Genomic DNA, 15,336 nt, shown 5'->3' on the forward strand with positions numbered 1-15,336 from the left:
TCATAAGGTCCGAGTTCTCTTGCCCGCCGCATGCCCACCAAAAACAAGCCATCTTCCCTGCTTCTGCGCCCGTTGGCACGCCGTTTAGGCGTGTTCGGTTTGTGTGCGGCTTTGTTGTTTCCCTTGAACGTGGTGCAGGCGCAAAGCAATGGCGGCAACCGCTTGCCCAATCTTGGGGATGGGGCTGAGTTGCCTTTGGGGGTGGAGCGTCGTTTGGGCGAAAGCATTGCCCGGGAAATTTACCGTGATCCTGATTATTTGGACGACCCCGTGTTGGGTGACTACATCCAATCGATTTGGCAGCCTTTGTTGGCCTCAGCGCGTCAGCGCGGTGAACTGACGCCTGAGCTAGACCAGCAATTCGCGTGGGATGTGGCCTTGATTCGCGACCGCAGCATCAACGCCTTTGCCTTGCCGGGTGGTTATTTGGGCGTGCACTTGGGGCTGATTGCGGCCGTCAGCAGTGGTGACGAGTTGGCGTCGGTGCTGGCGCATGAGCTGAGCCACGTCACGCAGCGCCATATCGCGCGCATGATTGCGCAGCAAGGTCGCCAAGGCCCCATGGTGATTGGCGCCATGATTTTGGGCATGCTCGCCGCCAGTCGCACCGCCAACCCCAGCAGCATGAGTGCCGCCAATGCGGTGATGGTGGGCGGGCAGGCCGCGGCGATACAGAGCCAGCTTAATTTCTCGCGCGACATGGAGCGTGAGGCGGACCGCGTGGGCTACGGCGTCATGACCGATGCGGGTTATGAGCCCCAAGGCTTTGTCACCATGTTTGAGAAGTTACAGCAGGCCTCGCGTTTGAACGACAACGGCTCGTTTCCCTACCTGCGCAGCCACCCCATGACCACCGAGCGCATTGCCGATGCCCAGGCGCGTCAACAGTTGCTGCCGCCACAATCTGCCACGCTCACCACGCCCCTGCACGCCATGATGGCTGCGCGTGCACAAGTGCTGGCCAATCCTGGCATTGACGTGTTGCGTGCGCTCGCTGCGCATGCCGACGCTGCTGCACTGGCAACGACGCCGTCCGCACGCCAAGCGGGTGTGTTGTATGCGGCGGTGATGGCCGAGATGCGTCAACGCAACTTTGCCGTTGCCCGCCAACATTTGGCACGTTTGCAAGCTTTGAGCACGCCCACTTTCAATGCCGACGCGCAGCGTGTGGTGCGGTTGTTGGCCGCAGAATTGGCGTTGACGGCGAACGACACCATGACCGCCTTGCGCGTGTTGTCGACCCCGCCGTCCCTCAAGCCCGATCGCGCGTCATTGATGCTTTTGACGCAAGCCCGTGTGGCCACGCGTCAGCCTGAGCAAGCCAAACTGGCTGGTGATGCCTTGCGCCTCTGGTTGAGCCAGCACCCACGCGACGCATCGGCTTGGCTGCTGTTGGTGTCTGCCTATGAGTTGCAGGGCGACAGTTTGCGCGCCATCCGTGCACAAGCGGAGGCCCGCGCTGTCGAGTTAGATTACCCCGCTGCGGTGGACCGCCTGAAGGCCGCGCAATCCTTGGCACACAGCATGGCGCGTGAAGGCAAATTAGACCGTGGGGGCAACATCGAAGCGTCCATCGTGGACGCGCGTTTGCGAGAGTTAGAAGGGTTGCGGCGGGAACAGGCGTTGCAGCGCTGAGTCGATCAGCACGCCAAATGCTGAGTAAATCAGCGAGCCCAGCAAGGCCGAGCCAAAGCCGCGCACTTGAAAGCCGTCCAGCAACCACGCAGCGGCCCAAAACATCACGGCGTTGATGATGAATAAAAACAAGCCTAAGGTGAAAAACGTCACGGGCAACGTGAGCACCACCAAAGCCGGGCGAACCACCAAGTTGAACAAGCCGATGACAAAAGCCGCAGCCAAGGCCGCGCGGAAGTCTTTCACTTCAACGCCGCTGTACAGATGTGCCAATGCCAACAAGGCGGTGGCGTGGAGTAACCAAGTCAGGATGAGTTTCATTGCCCAGTCAGCATAGCACTGCAGCTATGATCCACACCCCTACTCTCACCCTACTTTTTAGGTAGTTCACTCTAGCGCGATGGCCAGTATTCACATCACCGACATTGAGGCCGCCATTAACTATTGGCGCGAAAAGTCTCCCTCCCCTGACGGCGTCACGCTCGCTCCCGAGCTGCGCGCTTTGGCCGAGGTGTACGCGTTGATGGTGTTTCACCACCAAGACGAAGCCGCGGAGCACGGTTTTCCGGCCAAAGCCTTGGACGCATGGTTGGCTTGGTACCACACCACGCCAGACGCGCCTTGCATCGCGATTTGCTCCACCAGTCAAGGCGACGAAGAGTGCAAAGGCTGTGGGCGCACGTTTGAAGAGGTGCAGTACTGGCCAGAAATGACGCCCAGCGAGAAGCGCAGCACATGGCGTCGCATCACCATGATCGGCACCGCTTGGCGCTTCAACAAATACGCTGAGCGGGCCACCGAATAAGGTTTATTTCTGCAGCGTTATTTCCAGCGCTCGCACTCGATGTCAACGGTGGTTTTGCCGTTGCTCATCATCACCACACCTTCTTGAACCGTCGCTTGCAATTGCATGCTGCGCTCGGCCAGTTTGGCCAAATCTTGCGAGGCTGCGCTGGGAATGCGCCACACCTGCAGCGAGGTGGGTTTGATGAGTTTGTTTTGCATGTTCTTCCACCAGACATCGCCTGAGCTGGAGAACACATAGAGCATCACTTGGTCGGCCTTGCTACAGGCTTTGAGCAAAGGCTTTTCTTCGGGTTGGCCCACTTCAATCCACAAGCGCTTGCGGCCCGTGAAATCGGTCAGCATCACATCGGGTTCTTCTGGGTTAGACAGGCCCGCGCCAAAGGCCAGCACGCCGTCGCCGTTGCACACGTCTTGTAGCAAATGCGCTTGCAGCGAGAGCGCGACCAAACGCACCATCATGCGTTCGTCGGTTTCACTGGGGTGGCGCGCCAGGGTGAGCGCGTGGTCGGCGTAGTAGCTGTGGTCAATGTCAGCGATTTGGACGTTCGCTTTGAAGATGGTGGATTTGATCGCCATTTGTTTAAACGCGACGCGCGAGTTCGGCGGCTTTGCCCACGTAGCTGCCGGGCGTCATGGCCAACAAACGGTCAATGTCTGCTTGTGGAATTTGCAAGGAGGCAATCAAACCATGCAACGCTTCTGCTGTGACGGTTTTGCCGCGTGTGACTTCTTTGAGCTGCTCGTAAGCGCCTTGCACGCCGTAGCGGCGCATGACGGTTTGGATGGGTTCGGCCAACACTTCCCAGGCTGCGTCGAGGTCGGCAGCCAAAGCTTCTTCGTTGAGTTCGAGTTTGTTCAAGCCGACCATCATTGATTGGTAGGCCAACGCGGTGTAGCCCAAGGCCACACCCATGTTGCGCAACACGGTGGAGTCGGTCAGGTCACGCTGCCAACGGCTGATGGGCAGCTTTTCGCTCAGGTGTTTGAGCACGGCGTTGGCCAGACCCAAATTGCCTTCGGCGTTTTCAAAGTCAATCGGGTTGACTTTGTGCGGCATGGTGGACGAGCCAATTTCGCCAGCTTTCAAACGTTGTTTGAAATAGCCCAACGACACATAGCCCCACACGTCGCGTGACCAGTCAATCAGGATGGTGTTGGCACGCGCCACCGCATCAAACAACTCGGCCATGTAGTCGTGGTGTTCGATTTGAATGCTGTAAGGCTGGAAGGTCAGACCGAGGCCCAAAGGCTCAGGTGTTTCCACCACGTTGCGGCTGAAGGTTTCCCAGTCAAAGTCAGGCCAAGCGCTCATGTGGGCGTTGTAGTTGCCCACCGCGCCATTCATCTTGGCCATGATGTGCACGCCTGCAATGCGCTCGCGCACTTGGCGCAGGCGCATCACCACGTTGGCCACTTCTTTGCCCACGGTGGTGGGGCTGGCAGTTTGGCCGTGCGTGCGGCTGAGCATGGGCACATCGGCAAACGCGTGTGCCATCTCGCGCAGCTTGGCAATTAGGCCATCGAGGCCAGGCAAGATGACTTCGTCACGTCCCGCTTGCAATTGCAGCGCATGGCTGGTGTTGTTGATGTCTTCGCTGGTGCAGGCAAAGTGAACAAACTCGGCGGCGGCTTCGAGTTCGGCATGGCCTTTGAATTTCTTTTTGATCCAATACTCCACGGCCTTCACGTCGTGGTTGGTGACCTTCTCTTCGTCTTTGATCGCCAGCGCGTCTTCGGTGCTGAAGTCGGTCACCAAGCTGATCAAATAGTCGCGAGAGGCGGTGCTCAAAGGTTTGAATTCGGCAAAACCCGCATCGCTCAAGGCGATGAACCACGCAATCTCCACTTGCACGCGGCGGTGCATATAGCCTTGCTCGCTCATCAAAGGGCGCAGGGCGGCGACTTTGCCAGCGTAGCGGCCATCCAACGGCGACAAGGCAGTGACTTGGGAAATTGCTTGGGGGGTACGGGTTGTATTGCTCATCCTCTAATTTTAGGTGGTGCCGCTGACCTGAGTGCATGCAATGCACCTCTATAAAATACGCACTCTGTCAATTTCAAATGAACGTATGAAACTCATTGGTGCCGTCACCAGTCCCTACGTGCGCAAAGTGCGCATCGTCATGGCCGAGAAAAAGCTGGACTTTCAGTTCGTCACCGAAGATGTGTGGGCCGCCGACACCACCATCGCCGACGCGAACCCGCTGGGCAAAGTCCCTTGCCTGGTCATGGAAGGTGGTGAGGCGCTGTTTGACTCGCGCGTGATCGTGGAATACATCGACACCCTGTCACCCGTGGGCAAGTTGATTCCTGCTGGCGGCCGCGAGCGCGCCGAAGTGAAAACATGGGAAGCCTTGGCTGACGGTCTGTTGGACGCTGCCATTCTGGCGCGCTTAGAAGCCCATTGGATCGGTCGCAAAGACAACGAGCGCAGCCAAGCGTGGATAGAACGTCAGATGAAAAAGATCGACGACAGCTTGGCCGCCATGAGCCGTGGCTTGGGGGAGCGCAGCCACTGCGTGGGCATTCATCTGAGCTTGAGTGACATTGCCGTGGGCAGCGCTTTGGGCTACCTTGATTTCCGTTTTCCCGAGATCAATTGGCGCGAGCGTCACGCCAACTTGGCCGAGTTGTTTGAACGCTTGTCGCAGCGCCAAAGTTTCAAAGACACGGCGCCCGCTTAAAGCGCCTTAACGGTTGGCTCGCCGTTTGAGCCAACGCATCAGGCTGCCCAGCACGGGCAGCTTTTCGTACAACTCTTCGGCAGCATCCCAGTAATCGCGGTGCACGGCCACGCGCCACACGCCTGCTTCTTCGCGCAACACCAAGTGGCTGGCACCACGAATCACTTGTGTTTTGCCAGCGTCAAACCGACGCATGGCAAACAAAAAATCCCAGGTCACAAAACATTGCGCACCTTGCTGCACGCGCTGGGTGATGACAAAGCGTGGGGCGTCGAGTTCGCGGAACATGTGCGCAAAGATGGCCTCAATGGCGGGCACGCCCTGCACCTCGTTGAACGGGTCTTTGAACTGCGCGTCAGCCGTGTAGATGTCGGCGATGCGGGCCACATCGGCGGGTTGCAGTTGTTCAAAAAAATCGACCACACGTTGCAGCGCGGCGGCTTCAGAGTCGCTGCTCTGGCTTGGCTTGTCGAACAAGGGCGTTTCGGTGAGCATAGGTCTTGTCTGTTGAGCTGGGTGTGCGCTTTGTAAGTCGCGGCTGTCAGAGGCCCGTGGCGCGGCGCACCAACGCAAAGTACCACCGGTAGGGCAACACGCGCATGAGCTTGAGCCAGCGTGTGAAGCGTTTGGGGTAGTGAATCTCGAAAGCGCCTTTGGCCCAACCGCGCAGCATCTCGTGCGCGGCTTGTTCGGGGCCAATCAAGGCGGGCATGTGGAAGGTGTTTTGCGCGGTCAACGGGGTTTCTACAAAACCGGGGTTCACCACGCTCACGCCCAAGCCGTGCGCCGACACATCCAAATACAAAGCCTCTGCCAAATGAATCAGCGCAGCTTTGGTGGGGCCGTAGGCCAAGCTTTGTGGCAAGCCTCGGTAGCCCGCCACGCTGGCGACGAGGCTGAGGTGGCCAAAGCCTTGTGCCAACAGCGGGGGCAACACGGCGTCAAGCATGTGCAGCGCGCCGACGTAATTCACCGATTGATGGCGCAGCATTTCGTCCAAGTTGTAGTCGGTGGCACGCACGGGTTTGTAGTGGCCTGCGCAGTAAATCACCACGTCCAAGCCTTGTTCAGTTTGGATATGTTGGGCGGCTTGGTGCACGGCGGCGCTGTCGCTCACGTCCAGCACCACGGCTTGGGCGCCGGGATGTGTGTTCACAAACTGTTGCAGTAACTCCGCTTTGCGTGCCGACACCACCACGCGCGCACCGGCTGTGTGGAGCGCTTGGGCAGTGGCCAAGCCTATGCCGCTGGAGGCCCCGATCAACCACACGCTGCGGCCTTGCCAATCGGTGATGGGTGGGTTGAGGGGGTTCATGGCTGTGCGCCTGCTAAAAGTTGTTGACGAAGTTGCCGCTGCGAGGTCTCGGGTGCCAACCAAATGCCCATGAAGCGTTGCGCCAATTCGTGGTCGCGCACCTCGCCCAGCAGCTGGTCTTGGTGCAAAAGTCGCAGGCCTTTTTGCGGGGCGTAGATGCCGGTGAGCCGCTCACCTTCGCGCACGTTGGGAATGAGTTGCTGTAGCTGGGTCGACCAGTTTTGACTTTGTGTGGGCGTGAGTGCGCGCTGGCCTTGCATCTCATCCATCGAGCGCTGGGCAATGTCGGCGCCCTTGAAGTCACGCAAGTAACGCAGCTCCAACGCCAAGGCTTGCTTGGCCCAATCGTTGGCTGTAAACGTGGCATTGGCCCACAGGCTGGCGTCGTAGACCGAAAACCCCCAGTAGGTGAAGCGCTGTTGCCCAATCAGCCGTGGCGTGCTCAGCCAGCCTTGCAGACGTTGTGTGGGTAAGGGCTCGGTCGCTTGGGCTTGTGCGTCAGCGTGTGGCCATTGCCCTAGGGCGGCGAGCGTCAGTCCTGCCTGCAGGCCAACGCTTAAAAAACCGCGACGCGTGTTCATGGCTTGACCAAGGTGTACTGCACCACGTCGATGTTGTGCTGTTCAAAGGCGGCTTCGCAGTAGGCGAGGTAAAACTCCCAAATGCGAATAAAGCGCAAGTCAAAACCCAGTGCCAACACCTGCGCTTGGTCGGCCATGAACTGCTGGCGCCAACGCCGCAAGGTCTCGGCGTAGTCCAAGCCGAAGGCCATTTCATCCACCACTTTGAGGCCTGCTTTGGCCGCTTGGGCGCGGAACTCGCGTGGGCAGGGCAAGCAGCCACCGGGGAAGATGTATTGCTGGATGAAGTCGGTGCTGGTGACGTAGCGGTCAAACAAGCTGTCGTCGATGACGATGCTCTGAATACACGCTTTGCCACCCGGCTTGAGCAAGCGAGCCACAGTCTCGAAATAGGTGGGCCAATATTCTTGACCGACGGCTTCGATCATTTCGATGGAGCACACGGCGTCATACGGGCCATCGTCGATGTCGCGGTAGTCTTGCCAGCGCAAGTTGCTTTGGTCTTGTTTGCCCAAGGCTTGCATGCGGTGCTTGGCGTAGGCCAGTTGTTCGTGGCTCAAGGTCACGCCGCTCATGTGGGCGCCAAATTCGGTGCTGCCCATCTCGGCCAACGCGCCCCAGCCGCAGCCAATTTCCATCACGCGGTCGCCGGGTTTCACGTCGACCATGCGCAGGGCGCGGCGCACCTTGGCGCTTTGGGCTTGGGCCATGGGTTGGCTGCGATCGCCGTCAAACCAAGCGGACGAATAGTTCATCGTGCCGTCTAGCCACAGCTCGTAAAACGCGTTGCCCAAGTCGTAATGGGCGTGGATGTTTTTGGCACTGTTACGGCGCGTGTTGCGGTTGAGCAAATGCTTCACGCGGTACATCAGTCGACCCAGCCAGTGGCCATAAATCAGGTCGTCCATGTCGCGGCGGTTGGCGACCAAGAGTTGCAACAAGTCGGCCAAGTTGTGGGTGCTCCAGTCGCCCGCGATGTAGCTTTCTGCAAAACCAATGTCGCCCGATTTGAGGGCTTGCGTCAGCGGTGTCCAGTTGTGCAAATGCAGGCTGGCATGCAAGGCGGGGCCTTGTGTGGGGGTTTCGCCAAATTGCTCGGTGCTGCCATCGGGCCATTGCACATGCAAGGTGCCGTGCTTGAGACGTTGCAGCAGGCCCAACACGCGACGCGCAGCCGAGGGCATGGCACTGCGTGCGAGGGCGTTTGGGGAGGTGTCGTTGCGTGTGGTGGTCATGGCTGGGGGTCTTTGAATCAGCGTGTCACAAAATCTTTGGGCGGCGCGGGTTGCCGAAAAAACGGCACGCGTTTGCGCCACAACTTGAAGGCTTGCCAGTGGATGCGCGCCATGACCATGGCGGTCATCAGCGGGTAGCGCCACAGGGCACGTCGCAAAGCGGCGGGCGTGATGGCCTGAAGCTCGCCGCTGACGCTGGTTTCGATCAACGGGCCTTGTGCGTCGTCGTGGTCGACGCGGGCCACGGTGTGGGTGGCGGTGCGCATGAAGCGAAAACGGTAGTCGCCTTGCACCGCGCAAAACGGCGACACATGAAACACCTTGTCGGCGCGAAGTTCGACGCCGTAGCGCGGGCGATCCAGCAAGTAGCAATGGCGCTCGCCAAAGGTGTTGTTCACCTCAACCACGATGGCGCGCAACGAGGCATCTGCCGCGTGGCAGTACCAAAAACTCACGGGTTTGAAGGTGTAGCCCAACACGCGTGGGTAGCAATGCAGCCACACCTCGCCCGTGGCGTCGGTGATGCCTTGGGCCTGCAGCAGTTCATCCAGCCAAGCCAGCGCACCGCCTTGTGCGGGGCTGCGGCCATCGCCGTGGTCGACGTCGTGAAAGCTGATGGCGCCTGCACGATTGACGGCCAACGTGGTGTTGACGGCCGCCAAGTTGCGCATGGGCAGCATCAAAAAATAAGTGGCATAGGCAAACGCGTGGTGCGCGGGACGCAGGCGCGTGTGGCGCACTTGGCCAAACCCAATCAAACCTGTTTCCCCAGACGCTTGAGAGGCCGTCATCGACGCTGCGCTTGTTGGCAAAACGTGAGGCACCGCGCCTTGCGCAGCATCGTGGGTTGATGGCGTGGTCGGTGTGTGCATGGCGGGTTCAGTGCGCGCTCCGTGCGACTTCAGGGGCAAGACGCCAGCCAGCTCTGTGCGGCAGCACGCCCAGCTTTGAAGCCGTCTTCATGAAAGCCGTAGCCCATCCATGCGCCGGCAAACCACGTGCGCTGCTGGCCTTGCAGTGCTGGCATGTCCGCCTGCGCTTGAATGGCGGCCAAGTCAAACACGGGGTGGGCATAGTCGTAGGTGCCCAGCACATGGGCGGGGTCAATCTCGTGCACAGGGTTGAGCGACACGAACACGTCTTGCGTGAACGGCAGCGGTTGCAAGAGGTTGAGCCAGTAGTGCAAACACACGCGCGCGGACTCGGTGTTGTGCTGCGCGGCGCGTTCGTAGTTCCAGGCCGCCCACGCGAGTTTTTTGTTGGGCATGACCGAGGTGTCGGTGTGCAGCACGGCACGGTTCGGGTGCGTGCGAATCGCACCCAACGTGGCTTGTTCTTGAGACGTTGGCGCAGCCAGCATGCGCAACGATTGGTTCGCATGGGTGGCCAAAATGACGGCATCAAAACGTTCGCTGCCGGTGTGTGTGTGCACGGTGGCACCTTGGTCGTCACGCGCGATGCGCAGCACGGGCGTGTTCAGGCGTTTGTCGGCAATGCGCGCCACGATTTTGTCGACGTAGTGTTTCGCGCCGCCCGCCACGGTGTGCCATTGCGGGCGGTTGTTGACTTGAATCAGTCCGTGGTTGTGGCAGAACCGCACCATGGTGGCGACGGGAAATTGCAGCATTTGGTCGGTGGGGCAACTCCAAATGCAGCCGAGCATGGGCAGCAAATACCAGTCGCGGAAGGTGTCGCCAAAGGCGTGGGTGCGCAAAAAGTCTTGCAGCGGTTGTGCCAGTTCGTGGTCTTGGTTGCGTTCGGCTAGCGCGGTGGCCAAGGCGTTGAAGCGCATCACATCGCGCAGCATTTTCAAGAAGCTGGGCTTGAACAGATTGCTGCGTTGCGCAAACACGGTGTTCAAGTTGGCGCCGTTCCACTCCAAGGCGCGCTGCCCGGGCGCGCCCGGCACTTGCACCGAAAACGACATGTCTGATTTGGCCGTGGCCACCTGCAGCTCGTCGAACAAGCCAATCAGGCCCGGGTACGTGCGTTCGTTGTAAACCAAAAAACCCGTGTCTACACCGTGGGTTTGCAAGCCGGTTGGCGAGGGCAAGGTGACATCCACAGTGTGGGTGTGGCCACCAAAATAATCGCCCGCTTCAAACAGCGTCAGCTCGGCATGGCCATGCAAGTGGTGCGCAGCGGACAGGCCCGAGATGCCTGAGCCCACAATGGCAACGCGTCGTGTCATTGCCCCGCACCTTTGAGCGCCAATTGCTTTTCAATCTCTTGTACAAAGGCTTTGTCTTGCGGCCCCGTCATGCTGCTGAAGCTTTTGATGTGCTGGCCATCGCGGCTGATGATGTATTTGTAAAAGTTCCACTTGGGCGTGGTGCCCGTTTGCTCTGCCAATTGCTTGAACAACGGCAGCGCATCGGCGCCGCGCACGGTGGTTTTGACAAACATGGGGAACTTCACGCCAAAGGTGTTCTCGCAAAAATCGGCGATCTTGGCGTTGCTGTCGGGTTCTTGCGAAAAGTCGTTGCTCGGAAAACCCAGCACGACCAAGCCTCGGTCTTTGTATTTGGCGTGCAAGGCTTCTAAGCCTTTGTATTGGGGCGTGAAGCCGCAAAAACTGGCCGTATTCACCACCACCACCACTTGCCCCGCGTATTGGCACAAGGCTTGTGGCTTTTCATCTTGCAAACGCAAAACGGTGTGTTGCAACACACGCGGACAAGCGGCCTGGGCCGAGGTCGAGGCACCTGTTGGTGCGGTCTCTGTGGCGTTCAGTGCCGTCCACGATGCCCCTGCGCTTGCCAAAAGCGTCCAGCCAAGCAGTTTCAGGCGAAGTGAATTAATTTTCATAGGACCCCATGATGGCTTATTCTTGACGTATTGTCTGAGACAAACCGAATGCCCATTGTTGCCACCGGATTTTTTCAACCCATGACCACCTCCGTTTCACCAGAAGCCATGATGCTGTCGATCGCCGCCGTCGAGCGTGACACCGGCATTGGCAAAGATACCTTGCGCGTGTGGGAGCGTCGGTACGGCTTTCCTGTGCCGGCGCGTGACGCCTTTGGCGAGCGCAGCTACCCGTCTGAGCAAGTCGAAAAACTGCGCGTCATTCGGCGTTTGATGGACCAAGGCCACCGACCCGGGCGCATCGTGGCCCAGCCTGTGGCAGCGTTGTTGACGCTCAGTCAAGGTGCGCTTGGCCAGACGCCCACGCCCATCGCCCCCCCCGAACACTTGCAGTCCTACCTCGATGTGATCAAAAGCCATGACAGCGAAGCCTTGCAAAACCAGCTCACCCAAGCCTTGACGCGTGAAGGCTTGAGCGACTTCGTCACCGACCTCGTGGCACCCCTGGCTGTGAGCGTCGGCGACGCTTGGGTACGTGGTGAGTTGGCAATCTTTGAAGAGCATTTATTCACAGAGTGCGTCATCCGCGTGATGCGCCTAGGCATCGCCAACTGCGCCAAGTCCTCGAAGATGGGTTTGCCCAAAGTGCTGCTGACGACTTTTCCGCAAGAGTCGCATGGTTTGGGAATTTTGATGGTCGAGGCCTTGCTGGTCGAGCAGGGCTGTGCCTGCTTGTCTTTGGGCACCCAAACGCCAGTGCGCGACATCGCGCACGCCGCGCTGGCGCATCGTGTGGACGTGGTGGCTTTGAGCTTCAGCAGCCTCATGAAAACCAACGATGTGTTGGACGGTTTGACCGAATTGCGACAACATTTGCCCACCACCGTGACCGTGTGGGCAGGTGGGCAAGCCGCCGCGTTGAAGCGTCGCAAGCTTGCGGATGTGGAGGTGTTGCGTGGTTTGGCCGATGTGGCGGTGCAGGTGAAGCGCTGGCGCAGTGCCGCCTTAAAATTGAAACCATGACCGACACCGCTTTGCCCCCGCCCGCTTTTTTGTCCAAATTGGTGTCGCGTGCCGACGCTCCTGCGCGGGTGGCCGCCTTGCGTGCGCAAGGGCCCGTGGTGTTCACCAATGGCGTGTTTGACGTGTTGCACCGTGGCCATGCCAGCTATTTGGCACAAGCCCGTTCGCTGGGCGGCAGTTTGGTGGTGGCGCTCAACAGCGACGCCTCGGCGCGTCGCCTAGGCAAAGGCCCAGACCGTCCTTTGAACCACGAGGCGGATCGCGCTGCCTTGATGGCTGCGCTGGAATCGGTCAGCTTGGTGACGTGGTTCGACGAGGACACCCCGTTGGAACTCATCACCGAATTACGCCCCGACGTGTTGGTCAAAGGCGGCGATTACGACATGGGCAAACTGGCCGAAACCCAAGTGGTGCTGGCCTATGGCGGCCGTGCGCAAGCCATTCCATTTGTGGACGGCTACTCGACCACAGCCTTGGTGAAAAAAATCCGCCAAGGCTGACGCTTTTTAAGCAAACACCGCCTGCCACAACGCCAAGATGGCTGCGCGCTCTTGGCTTAATTCAGTGAGTGGTACTTGTGTGGGCAATTCGTCCAGCCGCGCACGGTGTTGCACCCGACGCAGTTCGCGGTAAGCGCTGCCCGCCGCCACGCCCACGCCCTTGGGCAACAAACCGGCCACTTCTGCGTGGTGCAACAAGGCAATGTTGCCCACGTTGTCCAACAACGCGGGGTGTTGCTGGGCATAAGCCAGCACCAGGTACTGCACGGCGAACTCAACGTCTACCATGCCGCCGGCGCTGTGTTTGACATCAAAGAAGCCCTCTTTCACGGGGCGTGCCGCGCGCAGTTTGTCGCGCATGCCCACAATTTCTTCTCGCAAGGCCGCTTGGTCGCGCGGGGCGTTGATCACGTTGGCGCGCACGGTGTCAAAACGGGCTTTCAGTTCGGGCATGCCGATGCAAAAACGCGCCCGCGTCATGGCTTGGTGCTCCCACGTCCAAGCGGTGTTGTCGCCGCGTTGTTCTTGATAGTTGGCGTAGGCCTCGAACGAGGAGACCAGCAGCCCTGAGTTGCCGTTGGGCCGCAAAGCGGTGTCGATCTCGTACAAATCGCCCTCACTGGTTTTCACGCTCAACCAGTTGATGAGCTTGCGCACAAAGGCGGCGTAAATTTCGCCCGCTTGCGGGTGCTCGTCTTCGTACACAAACACGATGTCCAAGTCGCTGCCGTAGCCCAGCTCTTTGCCGCCCAATTTGCCGTAGGCGAGGATGGCAATTTGCGGCGCATCGCGGTGGCGTTGCTTGACGTTTTGCCACACCCAACGGCTGGTGATTTTCAGCAGGCTGTCGGCCAGCGCACTCAGGTCGTCGGCCACTTGTTCCACGCTGATGCGTTTTTCCACATCGCGCGCCAAGGTGCGAAACACTTCGGCGTGGTGGGCCCGTCGCAGCAAGTTGAGCAGCGTTTCTTCGTCGGCTTGGCCGGTCGATTTGAGGGCGTTCAGGCGTTGCTCCAACTCTTGCTCAAACGCGGTCGCGTTAAAGCGTTCGCTCAGCAAGGCCGGGCTGGCCAACTCGTCAATCACGCCGGGGTGTTGCAGCAAATATTTGGCGGGCCAGCGCGCCAGTCCTAGCAGGCGCAACAGTTGTTCGTGCACGCGTGGGCGCTCGACCAGCAGGGCCAAATAGCTTTCGCGGCGCAGCAGTGGTTCCATCCAGTCGCACCAGCGCACGGCAGCGTCTTCGCTCATGCGGCCTTCTTCGACCCATGCGTTGGTGCGTTGCAAAAGTTTGAGCAAGCGGTGCATGGCTTCGTCGCGTAAGGTGCGGATGCGGGGCTGTTCGGCCCAGTCGTTCACGCGTTGTGCCAAGCGTGCGTTCAGCTCGGGCAGCAAGGCGGTCAAGCTCAGGCGGTCGTTGGCCGCAGGGGCGCAGGCCGCCGTGGTGCCGTCGGTGTCTGTGGACGTGTCGGCGTGTTCGCCTTGCCCGAGCAAACGGTCAAATTCTGAGGCGACCTGTTCGCGGTGGGCGCTGAGTTGCGCCAAAAAGCTGGCCACATCGGCAAAGCCCAAGGTGACGGCGATCCATTGCACATCTGCTTCAGCCGTGGGCAGCATGTGGGTTTGTTGGTCGTCCAAGTACTGAATGCGGTGCTCGACTTGACGCAAAAACACATAGGCCTTGGCCAGCGTGTCGGCGGTGGCGGCGGGCATGAGTTTGGCGTCGCTCAGGCGTTGCAAGGCGTTCAAGGTGGGGCGCGTGCGCAGTTCGGGGTAATGCCCGCCGCGCACCACTTGCAGCAGTTGCACGGTGAATTCAATTTCGCGAATGCCGCCACGCCCCAGCTTCACATCGTTGGCGCGCTCGGGGCGGCCTGCGCTGTGGTTGGCGGTGTGGTTGCGAATTTGTTGGTGCAAATCGCGCAGCGAGGCAAACACGCTGTAGTCGAGGTAGCGGCGAAACACAAAGGGCAGCACGGTGTCACGCAGCTCGGTGGCGTTGTGCAAGGCATTCAGCGGCTCGCTGTACGGTGCCACCACGCGGCTTTTGAGCCACGCAAAGCGCTCCCATTCGCGCCCTTGTACCAAGAAATACTCTTCCAGCGCTTGGCGCGACACCACGCTGGGCCCTGAGTTGCCGTTGGGGCGCAGCGCCAAGTCCATGCGAAACACAAAGCCGTGCTCGGTGATGTCGCCAATTTGGCTGTAAATCAGCTTCACGGCTTTGGCGAAATAGTCGTGGTTGCTGATGCGCCCGCGGCCGTCGGGCTTGCCTGCGGTTTCGCCGTCTTCGTCGTACACATAAATCAGGTCGATGTCGCTGGACACGTTCAACTCGCGTGCGCCCAGCTTGCCCATGCCCACGATCCACAGCACCGCGCGCTTGCCATTGGGCGCCAAGGGCGCGCCGTGCATGTCATCCAGCTGTTGCTGGGCTTCGGCGTAAGCCACGTCGAGGCTGAATTCGGCCAACTCGGTGACGGCGCGGGTGACCACCTCAAGGGGGGCATGTTGGGTGGTGTCGAGCACCACCAAGCGCTCCATCACGAACTGGCGCAGCATGCGCAGAGCGTCGTTGCTGCTGTGCTGCTGGCGCAAGGTGTCAAAACACGCTTGCATCGTGGCCCGAACGGGCTCGCCCGCTGGCAGGGCCAGCAAGGCGTCGCCATAACGGCGACGCAGACGTTGGACAAGGCGTGAATGCGCACTCAAGTCGGGGGTCGAGGGGGGGATAATTCCAGTCACGTT

General features: G+C 59.8%; 16 protein-coding genes. 5 read left to right on the forward strand and 11 right to left on the reverse strand.

Annotated features, from left to right (window positions below; genetic code table 11):
• Nucleotides 1-30: 30 nt before the first annotated feature.
• Nucleotides 31-1,635, forward strand: a complete 1,605-nt coding sequence (locus C5F52_RS09000; RefSeq protein ID WP_104798018.1) for a M48 family metalloprotease — start codon at nucleotides 31-33, stop codon at nucleotides 1,633-1,635.
• Here the strand turns inward: C5F52_RS09000 and C5F52_RS09005 are convergent.
• Complete coding sequence (locus C5F52_RS09005) at nucleotides 1,597-1,956, reverse strand: phage holin family protein (RefSeq protein WP_104798019.1); 360 nt, start codon at nucleotides 1,954-1,956, stop codon at nucleotides 1,597-1,599. The genes C5F52_RS09000 and C5F52_RS09005 overlap by 39 nt on opposite strands.
• A 79-nt stretch (nucleotides 1,957-2,035) precedes the next feature.
• Between C5F52_RS09005 and C5F52_RS09010 the strand changes: the two genes are divergently transcribed.
• Complete coding sequence (locus C5F52_RS09010) at nucleotides 2,036-2,440, forward strand: DUF3717 domain-containing protein (protein ID WP_104798020.1); 405 nt, start codon at nucleotides 2,036-2,038, stop codon at nucleotides 2,438-2,440.
• Nucleotides 2,441-2,457: 17 nt separating this feature from the next.
• On the opposite strand, the gene C5F52_RS09015 is transcribed toward C5F52_RS09010, so the two are convergent.
• Together C5F52_RS09015 and purB are read right to left on the reverse strand one after the other, a co-directional pair.
• Nucleotides 2,458-3,018 carry a YaeQ family protein gene (locus C5F52_RS09015; RefSeq protein ID WP_104798021.1) on the reverse strand — a complete coding sequence of 187 codons (561 nt, stop codon included), beginning with the start codon at nucleotides 3,016-3,018 and terminating at the stop codon, nucleotides 2,458-2,460.
• Between the two features lie 4 nt (nucleotides 3,019-3,022).
• Nucleotides 3,023-4,426, reverse strand: a complete 1,404-nt coding sequence (gene purB, locus C5F52_RS09020; RefSeq protein WP_104798022.1) for an adenylosuccinate lyase — start codon at nucleotides 4,424-4,426, stop codon at nucleotides 3,023-3,025.
• Nucleotides 4,427-4,511: 85 nt separating this feature from the next.
• Between purB and C5F52_RS09025 the strand changes: the two genes are divergently transcribed.
• Nucleotides 4,512-5,126, forward strand: a complete 615-nt coding sequence (locus C5F52_RS09025; protein ID WP_104798023.1) for a glutathione S-transferase N-terminal domain-containing protein — start codon at nucleotides 4,512-4,514, stop codon at nucleotides 5,124-5,126.
• Between the two features lie 6 nt (nucleotides 5,127-5,132).
• Here the strand turns inward: C5F52_RS09025 and C5F52_RS09030 are convergent, their stop codons facing one another.
• The 7 genes from C5F52_RS09030 to C5F52_RS09060 all read right to left on the reverse strand — a co-directional run bounded on the left by C5F52_RS09030 (nucleotide 5,133) and on the right by C5F52_RS09060 (nucleotide 11,065).
• On the reverse strand, nucleotides 5,133-5,621 hold the full coding sequence (locus C5F52_RS09030) for a nuclear transport factor 2 family protein (protein WP_104798024.1): 489 nt from the start codon (nucleotides 5,619-5,621) through the stop codon (nucleotides 5,133-5,135).
• A 46-nt stretch (nucleotides 5,622-5,667) separates the two neighbouring features.
• Nucleotides 5,668-6,441 (reverse strand): SDR family NAD(P)-dependent oxidoreductase, encoded by a 774-nt coding sequence (locus C5F52_RS09035; RefSeq protein ID WP_104798025.1) that lies wholly within the window; start codon nucleotides 6,439-6,441, stop codon nucleotides 5,668-5,670.
• Nucleotides 6,438-7,022, reverse strand: a complete 585-nt coding sequence (locus C5F52_RS09040) for a chalcone isomerase family protein (protein ID WP_104798026.1) — start codon at nucleotides 7,020-7,022, stop codon at nucleotides 6,438-6,440. Before C5F52_RS09040 ends, C5F52_RS09035 begins: the two co-directional genes overlap by 4 nt.
• The gene (locus tag C5F52_RS09045) at nucleotides 7,019-8,257 is read right to left on the reverse strand and encodes a cyclopropane-fatty-acyl-phospholipid synthase family protein (protein WP_104798027.1); all 1,239 of its coding nucleotides are present in this window, start codon (nucleotides 8,255-8,257) and stop codon (nucleotides 7,019-7,021) included. The genes C5F52_RS09040 and C5F52_RS09045 overlap by 4 nt, the downstream gene beginning before the upstream one ends.
• Nucleotides 8,258-8,274: 17 nt before the next feature.
• On the reverse strand, nucleotides 8,275-9,048 hold the full coding sequence (locus C5F52_RS09050) for a DUF1365 domain-containing protein (RefSeq protein ID WP_104798028.1): 774 nt from the start codon (nucleotides 9,046-9,048) through the stop codon (nucleotides 8,275-8,277).
• 110 nt (nucleotides 9,049-9,158) lie between these two features.
• Complete coding sequence (locus tag C5F52_RS09055) at nucleotides 9,159-10,448, reverse strand: NAD(P)/FAD-dependent oxidoreductase (protein WP_104798029.1); 1,290 nt, start codon at nucleotides 10,446-10,448, stop codon at nucleotides 9,159-9,161.
• A complete protein-coding gene (locus C5F52_RS09060) occupies nucleotides 10,445-11,065 on the reverse strand; it encodes a glutathione peroxidase (protein WP_104798030.1) in 621 nt (206 codons plus the stop codon). The genes C5F52_RS09055 and C5F52_RS09060 overlap by 4 nt, the downstream gene beginning before the upstream one ends.
• Before the next feature lie 48 nt (nucleotides 11,066-11,113).
• On the opposite strand from C5F52_RS09060, the gene C5F52_RS09065 reads away from it, so the two are divergent.
• Together C5F52_RS09065 and rfaE2 are read left to right on the forward strand one after the other, a co-directional pair.
• Nucleotides 11,114-12,088 carry a cobalamin-dependent protein gene (locus tag C5F52_RS09065; protein WP_236657793.1) on the forward strand — a complete coding sequence of 325 codons (975 nt, stop codon included), beginning with the start codon at nucleotides 11,114-11,116 and terminating at the stop codon, nucleotides 12,086-12,088.
• Nucleotides 12,085-12,588, forward strand: a complete 504-nt coding sequence (rfaE2, locus tag C5F52_RS09070; protein WP_104798031.1) for a D-glycero-beta-D-manno-heptose 1-phosphate adenylyltransferase — start codon at nucleotides 12,085-12,087, stop codon at nucleotides 12,586-12,588. Before C5F52_RS09065 ends, rfaE2 begins: the two co-directional genes overlap by 4 nt.
• Before the next feature lie 6 nt (nucleotides 12,589-12,594).
• Here rfaE2 and glnE read toward each other — a convergent pair whose 3' ends face one another.
• Complete coding sequence (glnE, locus tag C5F52_RS09075; protein WP_236657794.1) at nucleotides 12,595-15,333, reverse strand: bifunctional [glutamate--ammonia ligase]-adenylyl-L-tyrosine phosphorylase/[glutamate--ammonia-ligase] adenylyltransferase; 2,739 nt, start codon at nucleotides 15,331-15,333, stop codon at nucleotides 12,595-12,597.
• Between the last annotated feature and the right edge of the window lie 3 nt (nucleotides 15,334-15,336).

Source organism: Limnohabitans sp. TS-CS-82 (genome assembly GCF_002943475.1).

Bases quoted from the DNA above. Each gene is read 5' to 3' on its own strand.
- C5F52_RS09000 (WP_104798018.1), top strand. From the start codon at position 31: ATGCCCACCAAAAACAAGCCATCTTCCCTGCTTCTGCGCCCGTTGGCA.
- C5F52_RS09005 (WP_104798019.1), bottom strand. From the start codon at position 1,956: ATGAAACTCATCCTGACTTGGTTACTCCACGCCACCGCCTTGTTGGCA.
- C5F52_RS09010 (WP_104798020.1), top strand. From the start codon at position 2,036: ATGGCCAGTATTCACATCACCGACATTGAGGCCGCCATTAACTATTGG.
- C5F52_RS09015 (WP_104798021.1), bottom strand. From the start codon at position 3,018: ATGGCGATCAAATCCACCATCTTCAAAGCGAACGTCCAAATCGCTGAC.
- purB (WP_104798022.1), bottom strand. From the start codon at position 4,426: ATGAGCAATACAACCCGTACCCCCCAAGCAATTTCCCAAGTCACTGCC.
- C5F52_RS09025 (WP_104798023.1), top strand. From the start codon at position 4,512: ATGAAACTCATTGGTGCCGTCACCAGTCCCTACGTGCGCAAAGTGCGC.
- C5F52_RS09030 (WP_104798024.1), bottom strand. From the start codon at position 5,621: ATGCTCACCGAAACGCCCTTGTTCGACAAGCCAAGCCAGAGCAGCGAC.
- C5F52_RS09035 (WP_104798025.1), bottom strand. From the start codon at position 6,441: ATGAACCCCCTCAACCCACCCATCACCGATTGGCAAGGCCGCAGCGTG.
- C5F52_RS09040 (WP_104798026.1), bottom strand. From the start codon at position 7,022: ATGAACACGCGTCGCGGTTTTTTAAGCGTTGGCCTGCAGGCAGGACTG.
- C5F52_RS09045 (WP_104798027.1), bottom strand. From the start codon at position 8,257: ATGACCACCACACGCAACGACACCTCCCCAAACGCCCTCGCACGCAGT.
- C5F52_RS09050 (WP_104798028.1), bottom strand. From the start codon at position 9,048: ATGACGGCCTCTCAAGCGTCTGGGGAAACAGGTTTGATTGGGTTTGGC.
- C5F52_RS09055 (WP_104798029.1), bottom strand. From the start codon at position 10,448: ATGACACGACGCGTTGCCATTGTGGGCTCAGGCATCTCGGGCCTGTCC.
- C5F52_RS09060 (WP_104798030.1), bottom strand. From the start codon at position 11,065: ATGAAAATTAATTCACTTCGCCTGAAACTGCTTGGCTGGACGCTTTTG.
- C5F52_RS09065 (WP_236657793.1), top strand. From the start codon at position 11,114: ATGCCCATTGTTGCCACCGGATTTTTTCAACCCATGACCACCTCCGTT.
- rfaE2 (WP_104798031.1), top strand. From the start codon at position 12,085: ATGACCGACACCGCTTTGCCCCCGCCCGCTTTTTTGTCCAAATTGGTG.